Annotated in this window: 13 protein-coding genes and 1 pseudogene; 3 read left to right on the forward strand and 11 right to left on the reverse strand. The window is 68.5% G+C overall.

Annotated elements, in window-relative coordinates:
* Nucleotides 1–198: 198 nt before the first annotated feature.
* Nucleotides 199–923: pseudogene (gene thyX, locus ACLBYD_RS07280) on the reverse strand (FAD-dependent thymidylate synthase); the annotation flags it as partial.
* 47 nt (nt 924–970) lie between these two features.
* On the opposite strand from thyX, the gene ACLBYD_RS07285 reads away from it, so the two are divergent.
* Together ACLBYD_RS07285 and ACLBYD_RS07290 are read left to right on the forward strand one after the other, a co-directional pair.
* Nucleotides 971–1,570 (forward strand): hypothetical protein, encoded by a 600-nt coding sequence (locus ACLBYD_RS07285; protein ID WP_447815916.1) that lies wholly within the window; start codon nt 971–973, stop codon nt 1,568–1,570.
* A gap of 57 nt (nt 1,571–1,627) precedes the next feature.
* Nucleotides 1,628–2,068 (forward strand): SRPBCC family protein, encoded by a 441-nt coding sequence (locus ACLBYD_RS07290; protein WP_447815917.1) that lies wholly within the window; start codon nt 1,628–1,630, stop codon nt 2,066–2,068.
* Between the two features lie 27 nt (nt 2,069–2,095).
* On the opposite strand, the gene ACLBYD_RS07295 is transcribed toward ACLBYD_RS07290, so the two are convergent.
* The 4 genes from ACLBYD_RS07295 to ACLBYD_RS07310 all read right to left on the reverse strand — a co-directional run bounded on the left by ACLBYD_RS07295 (nt 2,096) and on the right by ACLBYD_RS07310 (nt 4,583).
* Nucleotides 2,096–2,599: a flavodoxin family protein gene (locus ACLBYD_RS07295; protein ID WP_447816057.1), complete on the reverse strand. Its 504-nt coding sequence runs from the start codon at nt 2,597–2,599 to the stop codon at nt 2,096–2,098.
* Between the two features lie 64 nt (nt 2,600–2,663).
* The gene (locus ACLBYD_RS07300) at nt 2,664–3,143 is read right to left on the reverse strand and encodes a hypothetical protein (protein ID WP_447815918.1); all 480 of its coding nucleotides are present in this window, start codon (nt 3,141–3,143) and stop codon (nt 2,664–2,666) included.
* Nucleotides 3,140–3,895 carry a 4-hydroxy-tetrahydrodipicolinate reductase gene (gene dapB, locus ACLBYD_RS07305; RefSeq protein ID WP_447816058.1) on the reverse strand — a complete coding sequence of 252 codons (756 nt, stop codon included), beginning with the start codon at nt 3,893–3,895 and terminating at the stop codon, nt 3,140–3,142. Before dapB ends, ACLBYD_RS07300 begins: the two co-directional genes overlap by 4 nt.
* 85 nt (nt 3,896–3,980) lie before the next feature.
* Complete coding sequence (locus ACLBYD_RS07310; RefSeq protein ID WP_447815919.1) at nt 3,981–4,583, reverse strand: TetR/AcrR family transcriptional regulator; 603 nt, start codon at nt 4,581–4,583, stop codon at nt 3,981–3,983.
* 50 nt (nt 4,584–4,633) lie between these two features.
* Between ACLBYD_RS07310 and zapE the strand changes: the two genes are divergently transcribed.
* Nucleotides 4,634–5,686: a cell division protein ZapE gene (gene zapE, locus ACLBYD_RS07315; RefSeq protein WP_447815920.1), complete on the forward strand. Its 1,053-nt coding sequence runs from the start codon at nt 4,634–4,636 to the stop codon at nt 5,684–5,686.
* On the opposite strand, the gene ACLBYD_RS07320 is transcribed toward zapE, so the two are convergent.
* The 6 genes from ACLBYD_RS07320 to ACLBYD_RS07345 all read right to left on the reverse strand — a co-directional run bounded on the left by ACLBYD_RS07320 (nt 5,635) and on the right by ACLBYD_RS07345 (nt 15,121).
* Nucleotides 5,635–6,972, reverse strand: a complete 1,338-nt coding sequence (locus ACLBYD_RS07320; RefSeq protein WP_447815921.1) for a M16 family metallopeptidase — start codon at nt 6,970–6,972, stop codon at nt 5,635–5,637. The two genes, zapE and ACLBYD_RS07320, sit on opposite strands and share 52 nt — an antisense overlap.
* A gap of 84 nt (nt 6,973–7,056) precedes the next feature.
* Nucleotides 7,057–7,788: a respiratory nitrate reductase subunit gamma gene (narI, locus tag ACLBYD_RS07325; RefSeq protein WP_006551257.1), complete on the reverse strand. Its 732-nt coding sequence runs from the start codon at nt 7,786–7,788 to the stop codon at nt 7,057–7,059.
* A complete protein-coding gene (narJ, locus tag ACLBYD_RS07330) occupies nt 7,785–8,486 on the reverse strand; it encodes a nitrate reductase molybdenum cofactor assembly chaperone (protein ID WP_447815922.1) in 702 nt (233 codons plus the stop codon). Before narJ ends, narI begins: the two co-directional genes overlap by 4 nt.
* Nucleotides 8,483–10,153 (reverse strand): nitrate reductase subunit beta, encoded by a 1,671-nt coding sequence (gene narH / locus ACLBYD_RS07335; protein WP_447815923.1) that lies wholly within the window; start codon nt 10,151–10,153, stop codon nt 8,483–8,485. Before narH ends, narJ begins: the two co-directional genes overlap by 4 nt.
* A gap of 25 nt (nt 10,154–10,178) precedes the next feature.
* A complete protein-coding gene (locus tag ACLBYD_RS07340) occupies nt 10,179–13,874 on the reverse strand; it encodes a nitrate reductase subunit alpha (RefSeq protein ID WP_447815924.1) in 3,696 nt (1,231 codons plus the stop codon).
* On the reverse strand, nt 13,871–15,121 hold the full coding sequence (locus ACLBYD_RS07345) for a nitrate/nitrite transporter (RefSeq protein ID WP_447815925.1): 1,251 nt from the start codon (nt 15,119–15,121) through the stop codon (nt 13,871–13,873). The genes ACLBYD_RS07340 and ACLBYD_RS07345 overlap by 4 nt, the downstream gene beginning before the upstream one ends.
* Between the last annotated feature and the right edge of the window lie 141 nt (nt 15,122–15,262).

Here is a 15,262-nt window from a genome sequence, read left to right on the forward strand (position 1 = left end):
GGCTACCGCGTGGCAGGGCCGCCTCGACACACGCCCGCCCCCCGAAGACGGATCACAGATCGGTGTAGCGGTCGATCAGAGATCGGTCGCAAGCGTGGGAGCTGCGATCTCGCTGCCGTCGGCCAGCTTCGTGATCGCGAAGTCCGAGAACGCGTTCGGTGCGGCCTCCGCGAGCTGACGCACACATTCGACGGCGAGACGCCGGATCTCGACGTCGGCATGTTCGGTCGCGCGCATGGCGACGAAGTGACGCCACGATCGGTAGTTTCCGGTAACGACGATGCGGGTCTCCGTGGCGTTGGGGAGCACCGCCCGAGCGGCCTCCCGGACCTGCTTGGCGCGCAACGGACCGGCGGGAAGATGCGAGAGCTTCTCGTCGAGCGCCGCCAGCAGCGCCACATACGCCTCGCGGCTGCGCTCCGCGGCCGCGAAGAACAACTCCTCGAGTTCGGCATCGCCCNCGCGGGCGGAACCACCACGGGCACCTCACCGTCGGCGACGAAACGCTGCGACAGCTGCGAGAACGAGAAGTGCCGGTGCCGGATCAGCTCGTGCGTGCACGAACGGGAGATGCCGGTGATGTAGAAGGTCGCCGTCGCGTGTTCGAGAACAGACAGGTGCCCCACGGTGAGCAGGTGACGGAGATATCCGGCGTTCGTCGCGGTGCGGGGGTTGGGCTTGGACCAGCTCTGGTAGCAGGCGCGACCCGCGAATTCGACGAGCGCTTCCCCGCCCTCGGCGTCGGTGTCCCAGTCGACGTCGTCGGGAACGTGGAACTCCGTCGTGGCGATGAGCCGGACCTTCGGAACAGCGGGTTCGGGCGCCATCGTCTCCTCCTCGCCTCGGTCGTCGCGCATCCTCCGGACGCGCCGTCTCTTCCGTCCGCACACTAACGCGCCTCGACCTGCGACGATCGATGACATCACGATGACACCTTGCGTGACATCATTGACGACGTCACACTGGCGTCATGGACATCGACAAGTACACGTCCGCCATCAGGGACTCCGTGATCTCCGCGGCCGAACTCGGCGACGAGCAGACCCGACGCACCGCCGCCGCCCTCGCGACCGCCATCGCCGCACCCGTCCGGCTCGCGGTCCTGGCAGCACTGTCCGACATGGCCAACGAGATCAGCGACGAACTCGGCGACCGCACCGTCACGGTGCGCCTCGACGGCACCGATGCCGTCCTCGCCGTCCACAGCGAACCCGCTCCCCCGCACGAGGATCCGACGCCGTCGTTCGAGGAGATGACCGGCGACATCAGCCGGGTGACCCTGCGCCTCGTCGAGCAGATCAAGACCAAGGCCGAGGAAGCGGCGCAGCAGAGCGGACTGTCGCTCAATTCCTGGATGGCGCAGGCCGTGCAGGGTGCCCTGCGGGAGCAGATGCGCTATCAGCGCCGTGCCGACGAATGGCGCCGTCAGGGTGGCTGGGCGAAGCCCACCCCGCCCGCACCCACCGAGCAGCAGCCGTCCGACCCGACCGACACCGCGGGCCCGGACGACGCCGCCGGCCGCAACGACACTGCGGGCCCCGACGACACGAGCCCCCGCAGCGACGCGTGAGGCACCTCACCGCACGATAGAGTGCCGACGCACACAATCGGGCGACGCGGAGGGCGCATGGCGGTCAGCAGCACCAGGAGTTTCGACATCGACGCAACCCCGGAGCAGGTGATGGCCGCGCTCGCCGCGGTCGAACGCCTGCCCGAGTGGTCGTCGACCCACAAGTCGGTCACCGTCGAGTCCACCCACCCCGACGGACGACCGCACCGCGTACGGATGACCGTCTCGATCGTCGGCATCACCGACGAGCAGGTCGTCGAGTACTCCTGGAACGGCAACGAGTCCATGTCGTGGACCCTGGTGGAGAGCAGCCAGCAGCGCCAGCAGGACGGCGCCTACACCCTCACCGCCAAGGGATCCGGCACGACGGCCGAGTTCTCGCTGACCATCGATCCGAAGATCCCCATCCCCGGATTCCTCGTGCGGCGCGCCGAGAAGATGGCCCTCGAAACCGCCGGGAAGGGCCTCAAGTCGTTCACGGAGAAAAACTTCCGCTGACCGCGGGGCGAAACACTTCCGCTGACGTCAGATCTCACCGGCCGCGGTCGCCGCGACGATGGCGCCGAGCTCGTAGCACTGCTCGCGTACCTTCGCGTCGACCGGTCCGGTGATCTCGAGGTCGGCAGCAGCCTGCACGAGACCCAACCCGGTGGTCAGGCGCCGAACCGACGCCACGGCCCCGGCGGTGTCGTTGTTCCCGTGCACCCACAGACCGTAGGGACGGCCGGCCACGGCATCGAGACACGGGTAGTAGACCGTGTCGAAGAAGTGCTTGAGCGCACCCGACATGTAACCGAAATTGGCTGTCGTGCCGAACAGGAAGCCGTCGGCGGCCAGCACATCGGGAACCGTGGCGCCCAGCGCGGGGACCACCCGGACGGTCACACCCGTGATCTCCGGGTCCCGAGCTCCCGCCAGGACGGCTTCGAGGATCTCGCGGGTCGGCGGCGACGGGGTGTGGTGCACCACCAGCACCGTGCGGGATCCGTCCCTACGCCCTGCCTCGTCCGCCCCTGCCCGGTCTTCCACAGCCTCGTCCGTCACATCAGCAGGCTGCTGCACCACGTCGAGGTTGTCAAAGCCGCTCGCCGGTTCAGGAACCGGCGTGGCCGTCCCGTTCGAGCTTCTCGAGCGCAACGGCTCGGCGCATCGTCTCCCGCGCGCGACTGCGGTCGCCCGCATAGTCGTACGCGCGTGCGAGCCGGTAGGAGTTGCGCCAGTTGTCGGGGTCGGCTTCCCATTCCTGCTTCACGGTCGCGAACAGTTCGTCGGCGGCGTCCCGCTCGACCCGCCCCGACGGCATGCGGGGCAGATCGTCGACGTCGAGTTCGAGGCCTTCGTCGTGGATCCGCCGCGCGAGGTGCTGGTGCTGCAGGCCTGCGCGGAGGGTCGCGTAGACGATCCAGGCTCCCACGACCGGGAGGATGAGGATGCCGATTCCGAGACCGATCGCCGCGACCTCACCGGACCGGACCAGTTCCAGGCCGGTGGAGCCGAGCAGAACGAAGTAGAACCCCAGCGCCACCACGATGAACGCGATGGGGACGAGGACTTTGAGCGAGCCGGTTCTCACAGGTCGAGGAGAGGGTCGATTCCGACGGTCAGACCCGGTCGCTTACCGATCTCCCGCACACCGAGCAGCACGCCGGGAGCGAAGGAGGAACGGTCGATCGAGTCGTGCCGAATGGTGAGGGTCTCGCCCTGGGTGCCGAGCAGCACCTCCTGGTGAGCGACGAGGCCGGCGAGACGCACGGAGTGCACGCGGACACCGTCGACGTCACTGCCGCGCGCACCGTCGAGTTCGGTGGTGGTGGCGTCCGGGCTCGGAGCCACACCGGCCTCGGCGCGAGCCTGCGCGATCAGACGGGCAGTGCGGTAGGCGGTGCCGGACGGGGCGTCGGCCTTGTTCGGGTGGTGCAGCTCGATCACCTCCACGGAGTCGAAGAACCGGGCGGCAGCCTGGGCGAAGCGCATCGACAGCACGGCACCGATCGCGAAGTTCGGCGCGATGAGCACGCCCACCTCGGGACGATCCGCGAGCCAGCTCCGCACCCGGTCGAGGCGCTCGTCGTCGAAGCCGGTGGTTCCGACCACGGCGTGGATGCCGCTCTCGACGAGGAAGTGCAGGTTGTCCATGACGACGTCGGGGTGGGTGAAGTCGACGACCACCTGGGTCTGCGAGTTCACGAAGGCGTCGAGGCTGTCGCCCTTGTCGACGGTGGCGACGAGCTCGAGATCGGACGCGGCGTCGACGGCGGCGCAGATCGCCTGGCCGACCTTGCCGGCAGCACCGAGTACACCCACCCGAACCTTTGTTGCATCCACTTGCGTCGTCACGCCCTTTCGTTGCCGTCTCCGCCGGAAATCCTACGCAATCACCCGTGGACGTCCCGAGCGGGTCGAACGCCACCTACTGCTGCGCGCAGAGCGCGTCGAGCCACAGAGCGACCGCCGAACGGATCTCGTCGACCCACGCCGTGTCCGAACCCGAGGATGTATGGGCGCGAGCGCCGTGGGTGCGGTCGAACAGAACTCCTTCGAGCAGGGTCACCAGATCGCGCCCCGCCGTGTCGGGTTCCGGCGCACCGAGTTCCCGCACGAGATCGGTTGCCGCGGAGATCGAGAACATGCAGGCCGCGAGCGCCTCGGCCGCCTCCGGTTCGAGACGCGCGTCGGTCGCGAGCGCGTAGCGGGCCAGCACATCGGTGCGGCGCACGGTGAGCAGGCGTTCGAGATAGCGCGCGATCAGGTCGGCGGGTGGCCTCGGGTCGTCGGTCGAGTCGTCGAACAACCCGGCGAAATCCGCGCGCGACCGTTCGGTGAGGCGGGCGATCGCAGCCGAGACGAGCGCGTGGCGGGTGCGGAAATAGTAGGAGGTCGAGCCCTTCGGCAGGCCGAGGTGCACGTCGATGCCCGTGTGCGTCACCGCGTGGTTGCCGCCGCGGGCGGCGAGTTCGAGGGCGGCATCGCTGATGGCCGTGCGCCGGGAGGGACGTTCGGGCGAAGTCGTCACTCTATGATGATAGAGTCTCGGCCGTGAGGTTGCGCCGACGCAGGAACCGCATGTCGCCGAACACCGCCGCGCCGAACACCGTCTCCCGCACGGTCTTCGAGGACGCCGCGCGCAGCCGGGGATTCGTGCTCGATCCCGCGCAACACGACGCTGTCGAGCAGCTGTGCCATCCCGAGCGCCCGAACGTCTACCTGTGGGGCCCACCCGGACGCGGCAAGAGCTGGCTCGCCGACGTGTACTTCTCGGCCTGTCCCGGACGGAACAAGCTGCGCATCCACTTCCACGAGTTCTTCCGCGACCTGCACGTCGAGCTGCGACGGCACCGATTCGATCTCGACGCCGCACTCGATCACCTGATCGGTCGCGCCGAGCTCGTGTGCTTCGACGAATTCCACGTCCACGATCCGGCGGACGGCACTTTCGTCGCCCGGCTGCTCCCCGCACTGCTCGCTCGCCGCACGCGTCTCGTCCTGACCTCGAACTATCCTCCCCGCGACCTGCTCCCCAACCCGCTCTTCCACGACGGCTTCGTCCCGACGATCGAGCTCGTCGAACGATGCGCGACGGTCGTCGCTCTGGACGGCCCGCACGATCACCGGCTCGGCTCCGACCATGCGAAGGGATTTGCGTCGGGGATCTGGGCCGTCTCCCCGTCCGATCCGCAGCTACGACGGCTCTGCCTCGAGCGGCCGGCACCGGCCGAACATCGGGTCCTGCGCCCGGCGGGGCGTCCGCTCCGCGCCCTACGGGCCGAGAAGGACTGTCTCTGGTTCGATTTCCGCGATCTCTGCGGGCACCCTACGGCTCCGGCCGACTATCTGGCGCTCGCGGCGGACTACCTGTTCTGGGTCGTCGACAAGATCCCGGATCTGACGACCGCGGGTCGCGAACCCGCGCAGCGGTTCGCCAATCTCGTGGATGTGCTCCACGACCGCGACGTGCGGGTCGTGTTCGTCTCGGACGTCGCGGTATCGGAACTCGCTGCTCCGGCGGGACCCGTCGCGCACGACATCGGACGCCTCCGGAGTCGACTGGCCCAGCTGAGGACGATTCAGGACACGAGTTCGCGCACCGACGCCGGAAGGTCACGCGTGCGCCGGTAGGGGCCGGCGACGGCGACCGCGAACGACCGGTGCAGCAGGTCGGCTGCCACGCTGCGCACCTCCTCGGTGGACACCGACGAGATGCGTTCGAGGGTCTCGGTGATGCTCCAGTGCTGCCCGTAGCTCAGTTCGCTGCGGCCGATCCGGTGCATGCGCGCCCCGGTGTCCTCGAGTCCGAGTACGAGACCGCCGCGCAGCGACCCCTTGGCGCGAGCGCATTCCGCGTCGGTGATGCCGTGTTCGGCCACGTCGGTGAGCACCTCTCGGACGACCGCGGCGACCTCACCGAGATTGTCGGGCTGGCAGCCCGCGTACACGGAGAAGGCGCCGGTGTCGGCGAAGGTGTCGGTGCCGGAGTACACCGAGTAGGCCAGGCCCCGCTTCTCGCGCACCTCCTGGAACAGGCGCGAACTCAGCCCGCCGCCGACGGCTGCGTTGAGCACCGACAGCGCCCATCGGCGCCCGTCGTGTCGGCCGAAGGACCGCACGCCGAGGGTCAGGTGCGCCTGCTCGTTGTCGCGCTCGACGATGCTCATCGTCGGCGCGGTGCGGAGTTCGAGTCGTCCGTCGCGGCAGGGTGCGGGGGTGGCCGGGTCGTCCAGGTGACCGGCGAAGGCGCGGCGCACCAGTTCGACGGTGTGCGCGTGGTCGACGTTGCCGGCGACCGCGACGACCATCCGCGGCGGGGTGTAGCGGCGCACGTGGAACGAGTGCAGCTGGGTCCGGGTCATGGACTCGATCGACTCGACGGATCCGATGATGGGCCGGCCGATGGGGTGATCGCCGTACAGCGCGGTGAGCAGCGAGTCGCCGAGCAGGTCCTCGGGATCGTCGTCGCGCATCGCGATCTCCTCGAGCACCACCTGACGCTCGACGTCGACGTCCGTGCTCAGGCACCGGCCGCGCAGGACGACGTCGGCGACGACGTCGACGGCGATCGGCAGGTCGTCGTCGAGCACGTGCGCGTAGAAGCAGGTGTGTTCCTTGCTGGTGAACGCGTTGAGCTCTCCCCCGATCCCGTCCATCGTCTCGGCGATGTCGAGAGCGGTGCGCGTCGGGGTCGCCTTGAACAGCAGGTGCTCGAGGAAGTGGGCGGCGCCTGCGACCGACGGTTGTTCGTCGCGGGATCCGACACCGACCCACACGCCGACGGCCGCCGAGCGCACTCCCGGGACGTGCTCGGTGACGACACGCACTCCCCCGGGGAGGACCGAGCGGCGGACGCCGGTGGCCGCGACGGGCGCGGGGGTCGAAGCGTCGTTCTTCACGTGGGAACTGGAAGCCATGGGGATCTTCGGTGGTCCTGACAAGGTCGGAGGGCGCGGAACATTTCACAGTACACCGGGACTGTCCCCCACCATCGGTCGCGCTCACCACCCCCGTCGCTGCGGTTGCGAACCCACGAGCCGGCCGGGCCGTGCCTCCTCGCGGCTGCGGTAGACGATGTACGGCCGGAACAGGTACCCGACCGGGGCACTGAAGGCGTGGACGAGGCGCGTGAACGGCCATATCGCGAAGAGCACGAGGCCGATCAGCGCGTGCAGCTGGAAGCTGAACGGCGCCTCCACCATCAGGTCGCCGCGGGGTTGCAGGACCCAGATCGACCGGAACCACGGCGAGACGGTCTCCCGGTAGTTGTGTTCCTCGCCCACGACACCCGACCCCATCAGCGTGGTGGCGAGACCCGCCACGATCGCGGCGACGAGCACGACATACATGACCTTGTCGTTGAGAGTGGTGGCGCTGAAGACGGGACCGCGGGTGCGACGGCGGTACACGAGCAGGGAGATGCCGACGAGCGTCGAGACACCGGCGATCGTGCCGAGCGTGATGGCCTGCACGTGATAGGCGTGCTGACTCAACCCCACGGCGTCGGTCCACGACTGCGGGATCACCAGGCCGATGACGTGGCCGACGATCACGACCAGGATCCCGAAGTGGAACATCGGGCTCGCGATGCGCAGCAACCGCGCCTCGTACAGCTGGGACGAACGGGTGGTCCATCCGAACTTGTCGTATCGGTACCGCCACCAGGTCCCCACCGCGACGATCGCGAGCGTCACGTACGGCACCACGTCCCAGAAGATCTCTCCTGCACTCATGATCGCGGGGCTCCTCGCCGGGAAGATCCGTCGGACGGCGACGAGGGCGCAGGTCGGGGCGGCACCGTCAGGGTGAAGGGCTGCAATCCGATCGACTCGCGGGGCGGTCCCGCCTGCGCGAGGCGCCGGGCCCGTTCCTCGTCCCGGGCGGTGACCGGCGGGAGCGTCGTACACACGGCCGCGACGACCTGCGCGTACGGCGAGCCGGCCTCGTGCAGGGAGGTGTGCAGCACGTCGAGGGCCACCCGATACCGGGTGAGGAGTTCCTCACCCGCGGCGGAATCCACGGTGGCCGCGAATTCGAGGACGACCGGCAGATGGTCGGGTGATTCGTGGGCGGGCGGCTCGACGCCCGCGGTGCGGTAGGCACTCGCGAAGGCGTGCATCTCGGCGCCGCGATTCCGGGTGTCACCCGCGGTCCAGTAGGTCAGGTACATCGTCGAGCGTCGCCGCAGGTCGAAGGTCTCGACGTACCGCTGGGCGAGGACGAGCAGATCCGGTTCGTCCAGTGCGCGGACCGCCGTCGCCAGCATGTCCTGCTCGGGACCGGTGATGTGGTCGACGAGTTGCCCGGCGACGCCCAGCCGTCCGGCGTGTCCGTCGTCGGGATAGGCGAGCAGCAGCGACGCGGCCTGACGGACGAGACGATGGTGCAGGGCGCGATCGACGCCGGCGCGCCGTGGACGCAGCAGTCTCATCGCTTCTCCCCTTCCGTGCCGTGACCGCCCGGGAACATGCCCGTCGGCACGCCCTTGCCGTCCCAGTTCAGGAGATTCACCCGCGACGGGTTCGACGCGTTCGCCGCCATCCCCTCACTGGTCTGCCGCTGTGCGAGGGCGTGGAAGGTCTCGATCGCCACCGGGACCGGGGCGCCGCTGGCCTCACCGAACGGACCCGACTCGTACATGCCGGGGCCACCCTCGTAGGACAGCGCGCAGTCCGTCGCCGACTCCTCGAGCCGATGCCCTTCGGCCGCGTAGGCGGTCGGGATGACGTACCGCTCGTCGTACTTGGCGAGCGCGAGGAGCCGGTACATCTCGTAGATCCGTTCCTCGGTCATACCGACGGCCTCGGGGATCTCGGGGCGGGTCTCGCGGCCGAGATTGATGTCGCGCATGTAGGAGCGCATCGCGGCGAGTCGTCGCAGTACCGCCTCGACCGTCGCGGTGTCCCCGGCGGTGAACAGTTCCGCGAGGTACGCGATGGGGATGCGCAGCGCGTCGAGGGCGCCGAACAGGTTGCCGATGTCCTCGCCGTCGTGCCCCTCCCGGCTGACGGCGTCGACGACCGGCGACAGCGGCGGCACGTACCAGACCATCGGCATCGTCCGGTATTCCGGATGCAGCGGCAACGCGACCCGGTACGTGCTGATCAGGTCGTAGACCGGCGACCGTTGCGCGGCCTCGATCCACTCGTCGGAGATGCCTTCGGCGCGGGCGCCGGCGATCACCTCGGGGTCGCGGGGGTCGAGCAGCAGCCCGCGTTGCGCCTCGTAGAGATCGGTGTCGTTCTTCACCGATGCCGCCTCCAGGACCCGATCGACGTCGTAGAGGATGAGACCGATGTACCGGAGCCTGCCCACGCACGTCTCCGAACACACGGTCGGCAGTCCCACCTCGACCCGCGGGTAGCAGAAGGTGCACTTCTCGGCCTTGCCGGTCTTGTGGTTGAAGTACACCTTCTTGTACGGGCATCCGGACACGCACATCCGCCAGCCGCGGCACCGGTCCTGGTCGACGAGGACGATGCCGTCCTCCGATCGCTTGTACATCGCGCCGGACGGGCACGACGCCACGCACGACGGGTTGAGGCAGTGCTCGCAGATCCGCGGCAGGTAGAACATGAAGGTCTGCTCGAACTCGAGCTTGACCCGGTCGCCGACCTTCTTCAGGATCGGGTCGTCGGGCACGATCGCCGGTGAGCCGGCGAGGTTGTCGTCCCAGTTCGCCGACCATTCCACCTTCATCGGTTCACCGGAGATGAGGCTGCGCGGCGAGGCCACCGGGACGTGGTCGCCGAGCGGGGCGTTCGTCAGGTTGTCGTAGTCGTAGGTCCACGGTTCGTAGTAGTCGTCGATCGACGGCATCTTCGGGTTCGAGAAGATGCGGGCGAGTTTGGCGAAGCGTCCACCGTCGCGGAGACGCAGCCGTCCCTCGGTATCCCGGACCCAGCCACCGCGCCAGCGTTCCTGGTCCTCGTAGGTGCGCGGATAGCCCTGGCCCGGGCGGGTTTCGACGTTGTTGAACCACACGTACTCGGTGCCCGACCGGTTGGTCCACGCCTGTTTGCAGGTCACCGAGCAGGTGTGGCATCCGATGCACTTGTCGAGGTTCATCACCATCGCGAGTTGTGCCATGACCTTCACGATCGCCTCGCTTCCTGCTCACGCATCAGTAGACGACCTCCTGGGATCGGCGCCGCACGATCGTCATCTCGTCGCGCTGGTTGCCCGTCGGGCCGAGATAGTTGAACGCGTAGGCCGTCTGCGCGTATCCACCGGCCAGGTGGCTCGGCTTGATGAGGATGCGGGTCAGCGAATTGTGGATCCCGCCGCGGCGTCCGGTGGTCTCGCTGCGCGGGACGTCGATGACGCGGTCCTGGGCGTGGTAGACGAACACCACCCCTTCGGGCATCCGGTGCGAGACGATCGCCCGGCACACCACGACACCGTTGCGGTTGACGGCTTCGACCCAATCGTTGTCGCTCACCGAGATCTTCGCGGCGTCGGCCGGCGACATCCACATCGTCGGCCCGCCCCGGGACAGCGACAGCATGAACAGGTTGTCCTGATATTCCGAGTGGATCGACCACTTCGAGTGCGGGGTCAGGTATCTCACCGTCAGACCGATACCGTCGCCGGAGCCGACCGCCTGCTCGCCGAACAGCCGCGACATGTCGAGCGGGGGCCGGTAGACCGGGAGCTGCTCCCCTAGTTCTTCGAGCCAGTCGTGGTCGACGTAGAAGTGCATCCGGCCCGTCAACGTGTGGAACGGTTTCAGCTCCTCGATGTTCATCGTGAACGGCGCGTACCGGCGACCTCCCGTTTCGCTCCCCGACCATTCCGGGCTCGTGATGACCGGTACGGGACGGGCCTGGGTGTCGGCGTAGGTGATCCGCCGTTCCTCGCTGCCCTCCGCGAGGTGCACGAGTCGCCGTCCGGTGCGTTTCTCCAGTTCACGGAAACCCTCGACGGCGAGCCTGCCGTTGGACGTGCCCGACAGCGCGAGGATCGTGTCGGCCATGCGTTCGGCGGTGGTGATCGCCGGACGTCCCTGTCCGGCACCGGAATCCATCACGCCGAATCTCTGTGCCAGTTCGGCGACCTCACGGTCCGGCCGGGTCACGACGCCCTTGGTGTTCAACCCGAGGGACTCGACGAGCGGCCCGAGCGTGGCCCACTTCTCCGCGATCGCACCGTAGTCCCGTTCGACGACGGTGAGCGGACCCATCGTCCTCCCCGGAACCGGCACCTCGCCGGTCGAGCGCCAGTCCCGTTCGGTGCCGGACGGATACGCCATCGCGGCGGGCGTGTCGTGCTGCAGTGTCCCCATCACGATGTCGGTGCGGGTTCCCAGGTGGGTCCGGGCGAGGGTGCTGAAGGTCTGCGCGATGGCGCCGAAAGCGTCGTAGTCCGAACGGGTCTCCCAGGGCGGATCGACCGCCGCGGTGAAGGCGTGGATGTAGGGGTGCATGTCGGTGCTCGACAGGTCGCCCTTCTCGTACCAGGTCGCGGCGGGCAGGACGATGTCGGAGAACAACGTCGTCGAGGTCATGCGGAAGTCGATCGACATGAGCAGGTCGAGTTTTCCTTCGGGCAGGTCGTCGGGCCACGCCACTTCACCGGGCCGCAGGCCGGTGGCCGTCGGCTCGGCCTGCACGTTGGAATCGGTGCCGAGCAGGTGCCGCAGGAAGTACTCGTTGCCCTTGCTGGACGAGCCGAGCAGGTTCGACCGCCACACGCTGAGCACGCGCGGCCAGTTCCGCGGGTCGTCGGGGTCGGTCACCGACAGTTTCAGTTCACCCGAGGCGAGTTGCTGCGCGACGTGCTGCGGGATCTCCCGTCCCGCCGCCCGTGCCTGTTCGGCAATCTCGTGGGTGTTGCGGTCGAACTGGGGATAGAAGGGTGTCCAGCCCATGGCGACCGCGGACGCCATGACGTCCATCGTGTGCTTGTCGCGGAAACGACCTCGTCCCAGCGGACTGGCCAGCGCGGCGGCACGGTAACCGTCGTAGCGCCACTGGTCGGTGTGCACGTACCAGTAGGAGGTGCCGGCCATCTGGCGAGGTGGGCGAGACCAGTCCGTCCCCATCGCCATGGTCGCCCATCCCGTGACGGGACGGCACTTCTCCTGGCCGACGTAGTGCGCCCACCCGCCTCCGTTGCGTCCCATGCAGCCGGTGAGCATGAGCAGCGCGAGTACGGCGCGATAGGTCGCGTCGCCGTGGAACCACTGGCAGATGCCGGCCCCCATGATGATCGTCGAACGCCCGCCCGACTCCTCGGCGTTGCGGGCGAACTCCGTCGCGATGCGGATCGCCTGGGCCGCGGGCACTCCGGTGATGGTCTCCTGCCAGCCCGGGGTGTACGGCGAGCCCGGGTCGTCGTACCCGCTCGGCCACTGCCCGGGCAGGTCGAGCTCCGGACGGTTCACCCCGTACTGCGCGAGCATCAGGTCGAAGACGGTGCACACGAGGTGGTCCCCGATCCGACGGACCGGCACGCCCCGTTCGAGGCTCTCACCGTGCCCGTCGACGGTGTCGAAACTCGGCAGGTACACCGCCGCGGTCTCGCCCGCTCCCCCGCCGCCGGGCGCGACCGTCAATGTCGGGACGAGGTCGCCGAGTTCGAGATTCCACTTTCCGATGCCGTCGTCGCCGTAGCGGAAGCCGAGGGAGCCCGGGGGTACGACGACGGTGTCGGTCGCACCGTCGACGAAGACCGGTTTGAAGGCCGCGTTCTCGACGCTGTGCCCGAGATCGGCGGCGGTGAGGTTCTTGCCCGGCACGAGCCTTCCGTCGCGTTCCTCGAGCCGCACGAGGAAGGGCAGGTCGGTGTATCGGCGCACGTAGTCGACGAAGAACGGAACGCGCTGCCGCACATAGAACTCGGTGAGGAGCACGTGGCCCATCGCCATCGCCAGGGCACCGTCGGTACCGGCCGCGCACGCCATCCACTCGTCGGCGAACTTGGTGTTGTCGGCGTAGTCCGGACTCACCGAGACGACCTTGGTGCCGCGGTAGCGGACCTCCGTCATCCAGTGCGCGTCCGGGGTGCGGGTGACGGGCACGTTCGAACCCCACATCATCAGGTAGGAGGCGTCCCACCAGTCCCCGGACTCGGGTACGTCGGTCTGATCGCCGAAGACCTGCGGCGACGCCACCGGTAGGTCGGCGTACCAGTCGTAGAACGACGTCATCACGCCGCCGAGCAGTTCGACGAACCGGGATCCGGCGGCGAAGGAGACCATCGACATGGCGGGGATCGGCGAGAAGCCGGCCACCCGGTCGGGTCCGTACTCCTTGATGGTGTGGACGTGCGCGGCGGCGATCATCTCGGTGGCCTCGGCCCACGTGACGCGCACCAGTCCGCCCTTGCCGCGGGCACGCTGGTAGCGGCGGCGCCGTTCGGGATCGTTCTGGATGTCGGCCCAGGCGAGCACCGGATCGCCGAGTCGCTGCCGCGCCTCCCGGTACATCTCGACGAGCAGCCCGCGCGCGTACGGATAGCGCACGCGCGTCGGCGAGTAGGTGTACCAGGAGAAGGCCGCGCCGCGCGGGCACCCGCGCGGTTCGTACTCGGGACGGTCGGGACCGACTGTCGGATAGTCGGTTTCCTGGGTCTCCCAGGTGATGATGCCGTCCTTGACGTAGATCTTCCACGAGCACGAGCCGGTGCAGTTCACCCCGTGGGTCGAGCGGACGACCTTGTCGTGGCTCCAGCGGTCCCGGTAGAAGATGTCGCCCTCGCGGCCACCGCGCCGCGTGACCGTGCGTGTGTCGTCGGACTGCTCGCCGGAGGTGAAGAACCGTCCGCTGCGCACGAGCAGTTCCTCGATCCGGTTCCCGACTCCGGCGGTGTCCGTCACGGCTTCTCCTCACGTACGTCGCGGGTTCCGGATCGTGCGACGGATGGAGGCGGTTCGTGGGCGTGCAGCCGAAATGCGGTGTAGAACAGGCACACCAGTGCCGTCGCCGCGAGCAGGAGCAGACCGACGGTGTAATCGTTGCCCTCGGCGTCGTAGGTCGCGCCCATCACCAGTGGCGGGAAGTAGCCGCCGAGCCCACCGGCAGCGGCGACGATGCCGGTGACACTGCCCACTGCGTGCGCCGGGGCGCGGCGCGCCACCCACGCGAAGACACCGCCGGTGCCGATGCCCAGGAAGATCGCCATCGTGATGAACGTCAGCGCCGACCACAGGTCGGGCGGGGGCTGGAAGGTCGCGATCACCGCCATCACGGCGGTGCCGGTGAACGAGGCCAGGACCACGTATTTCGGCGGCACCCGGTCCGACAGCGCTCCGCCCACGGGCCGGGCGAGGACCGCGGCGAGCGCGAAACCCGCCGTGCGCGTACCGGCGTCGACGGCGGAGAAGCCGTAGATCGTCTTGATGTAGGTGGGCAGATAGTTGCTGAACGCCACGAATCCGCCGAACACGACCGCGTACAGGAACGACATCTCCCAGGTCACACCGAGTTTCGCCGCGGCTGTCAGTTTGGGCAGCACCGGGTCGGTGTTGGGACGGAAATCGGGAGCATTGCGCATCACCAGGATGCACACCACGGCGGTCACGGCGAGGGCGGCCGCCACGACGATGTGGGTGGGCACCAGCCCGAACCAGTTCACGAAACGCGGGGTGAAGAAGGCCGACAGGGCCGTGCCCACCATGCCCGCCCCGAACACGCCGGTCGCGAAGCCGCGGCGGGCGGGTTCATACCAGTTGTTGGCGAACGGGATCCCGACCGCGAAGATCGTGCCGGCGATGCCGAGGAAGAACCCGCAGACCAGGAGCAGCGGATAGGAGCCGGCCTCGGCGGCGAATCCGACCGCGACGACGGGAACGATCGACAACAGCGAGACGGCGATGAACATCGCCCTTCCGCCGTACCGGTCCGTCATCGCCCCGACCGCGATGCGGCCGAGGGAGCCCACGAGGATCGGCGTGGCCACCAGCATCGACGCTTCCGTGCTGCTGAGCGACATGTCGGTGGCGTAGGTCGTCGACAGCGGCCCGATCATGTTCCAGGCCCAGAAGTTGATGGCGGACACCCAGGTTGCCAGAGCCAGATTCGCTCCGCGCAACCTCCCGAGATCCGCCGGCGTGGCCGTTCTCACATATTCAGGGAACCATTCCCGGGCGCGGTCCGGACCCGGTTCGGCGGAACCTCTCCCGGATGACGTCCGGCCGTTGCACCCCGGTAACCATGGTCTGCCGGAAACGACGCACCCGTGGTGCCCGACCGGNGGGCGCCACGG

The sequence above is a fragment of the Rhodococcus sp. C26F genome (assembly GCF_053345925.1).

Excerpts from the sequence above, each read along its gene's own strand:
- ACLBYD_RS07320 (WP_447815921.1), bottom strand. The coding sequence starts at position 6,972 with ATGGCTTCCAGTTCCCACGTGAAGAACGACGCTTCGACCCCCGCGCCC.
- narJ (WP_447815922.1), bottom strand. The coding sequence starts at position 8,486 with ATGAGACTGCTGCGTCCACGGCGCGCCGGCGTCGATCGCGCCCTGCAC.
- ACLBYD_RS07285 (WP_447815916.1), top strand. The coding sequence starts at position 971 with ATGGACATCGACAAGTACACGTCCGCCATCAGGGACTCCGTGATCTCC.
- ACLBYD_RS07290 (WP_447815917.1), top strand. The coding sequence starts at position 1,628 with ATGGCGGTCAGCAGCACCAGGAGTTTCGACATCGACGCAACCCCGGAG.
- narI (WP_006551257.1), bottom strand. The coding sequence starts at position 7,788 with ATGAGTGCAGGAGAGATCTTCTGGGACGTGGTGCCGTACGTGACGCTC.
- zapE (WP_447815920.1), top strand. The coding sequence starts at position 4,634 with ATGTCGCCGAACACCGCCGCGCCGAACACCGTCTCCCGCACGGTCTTC.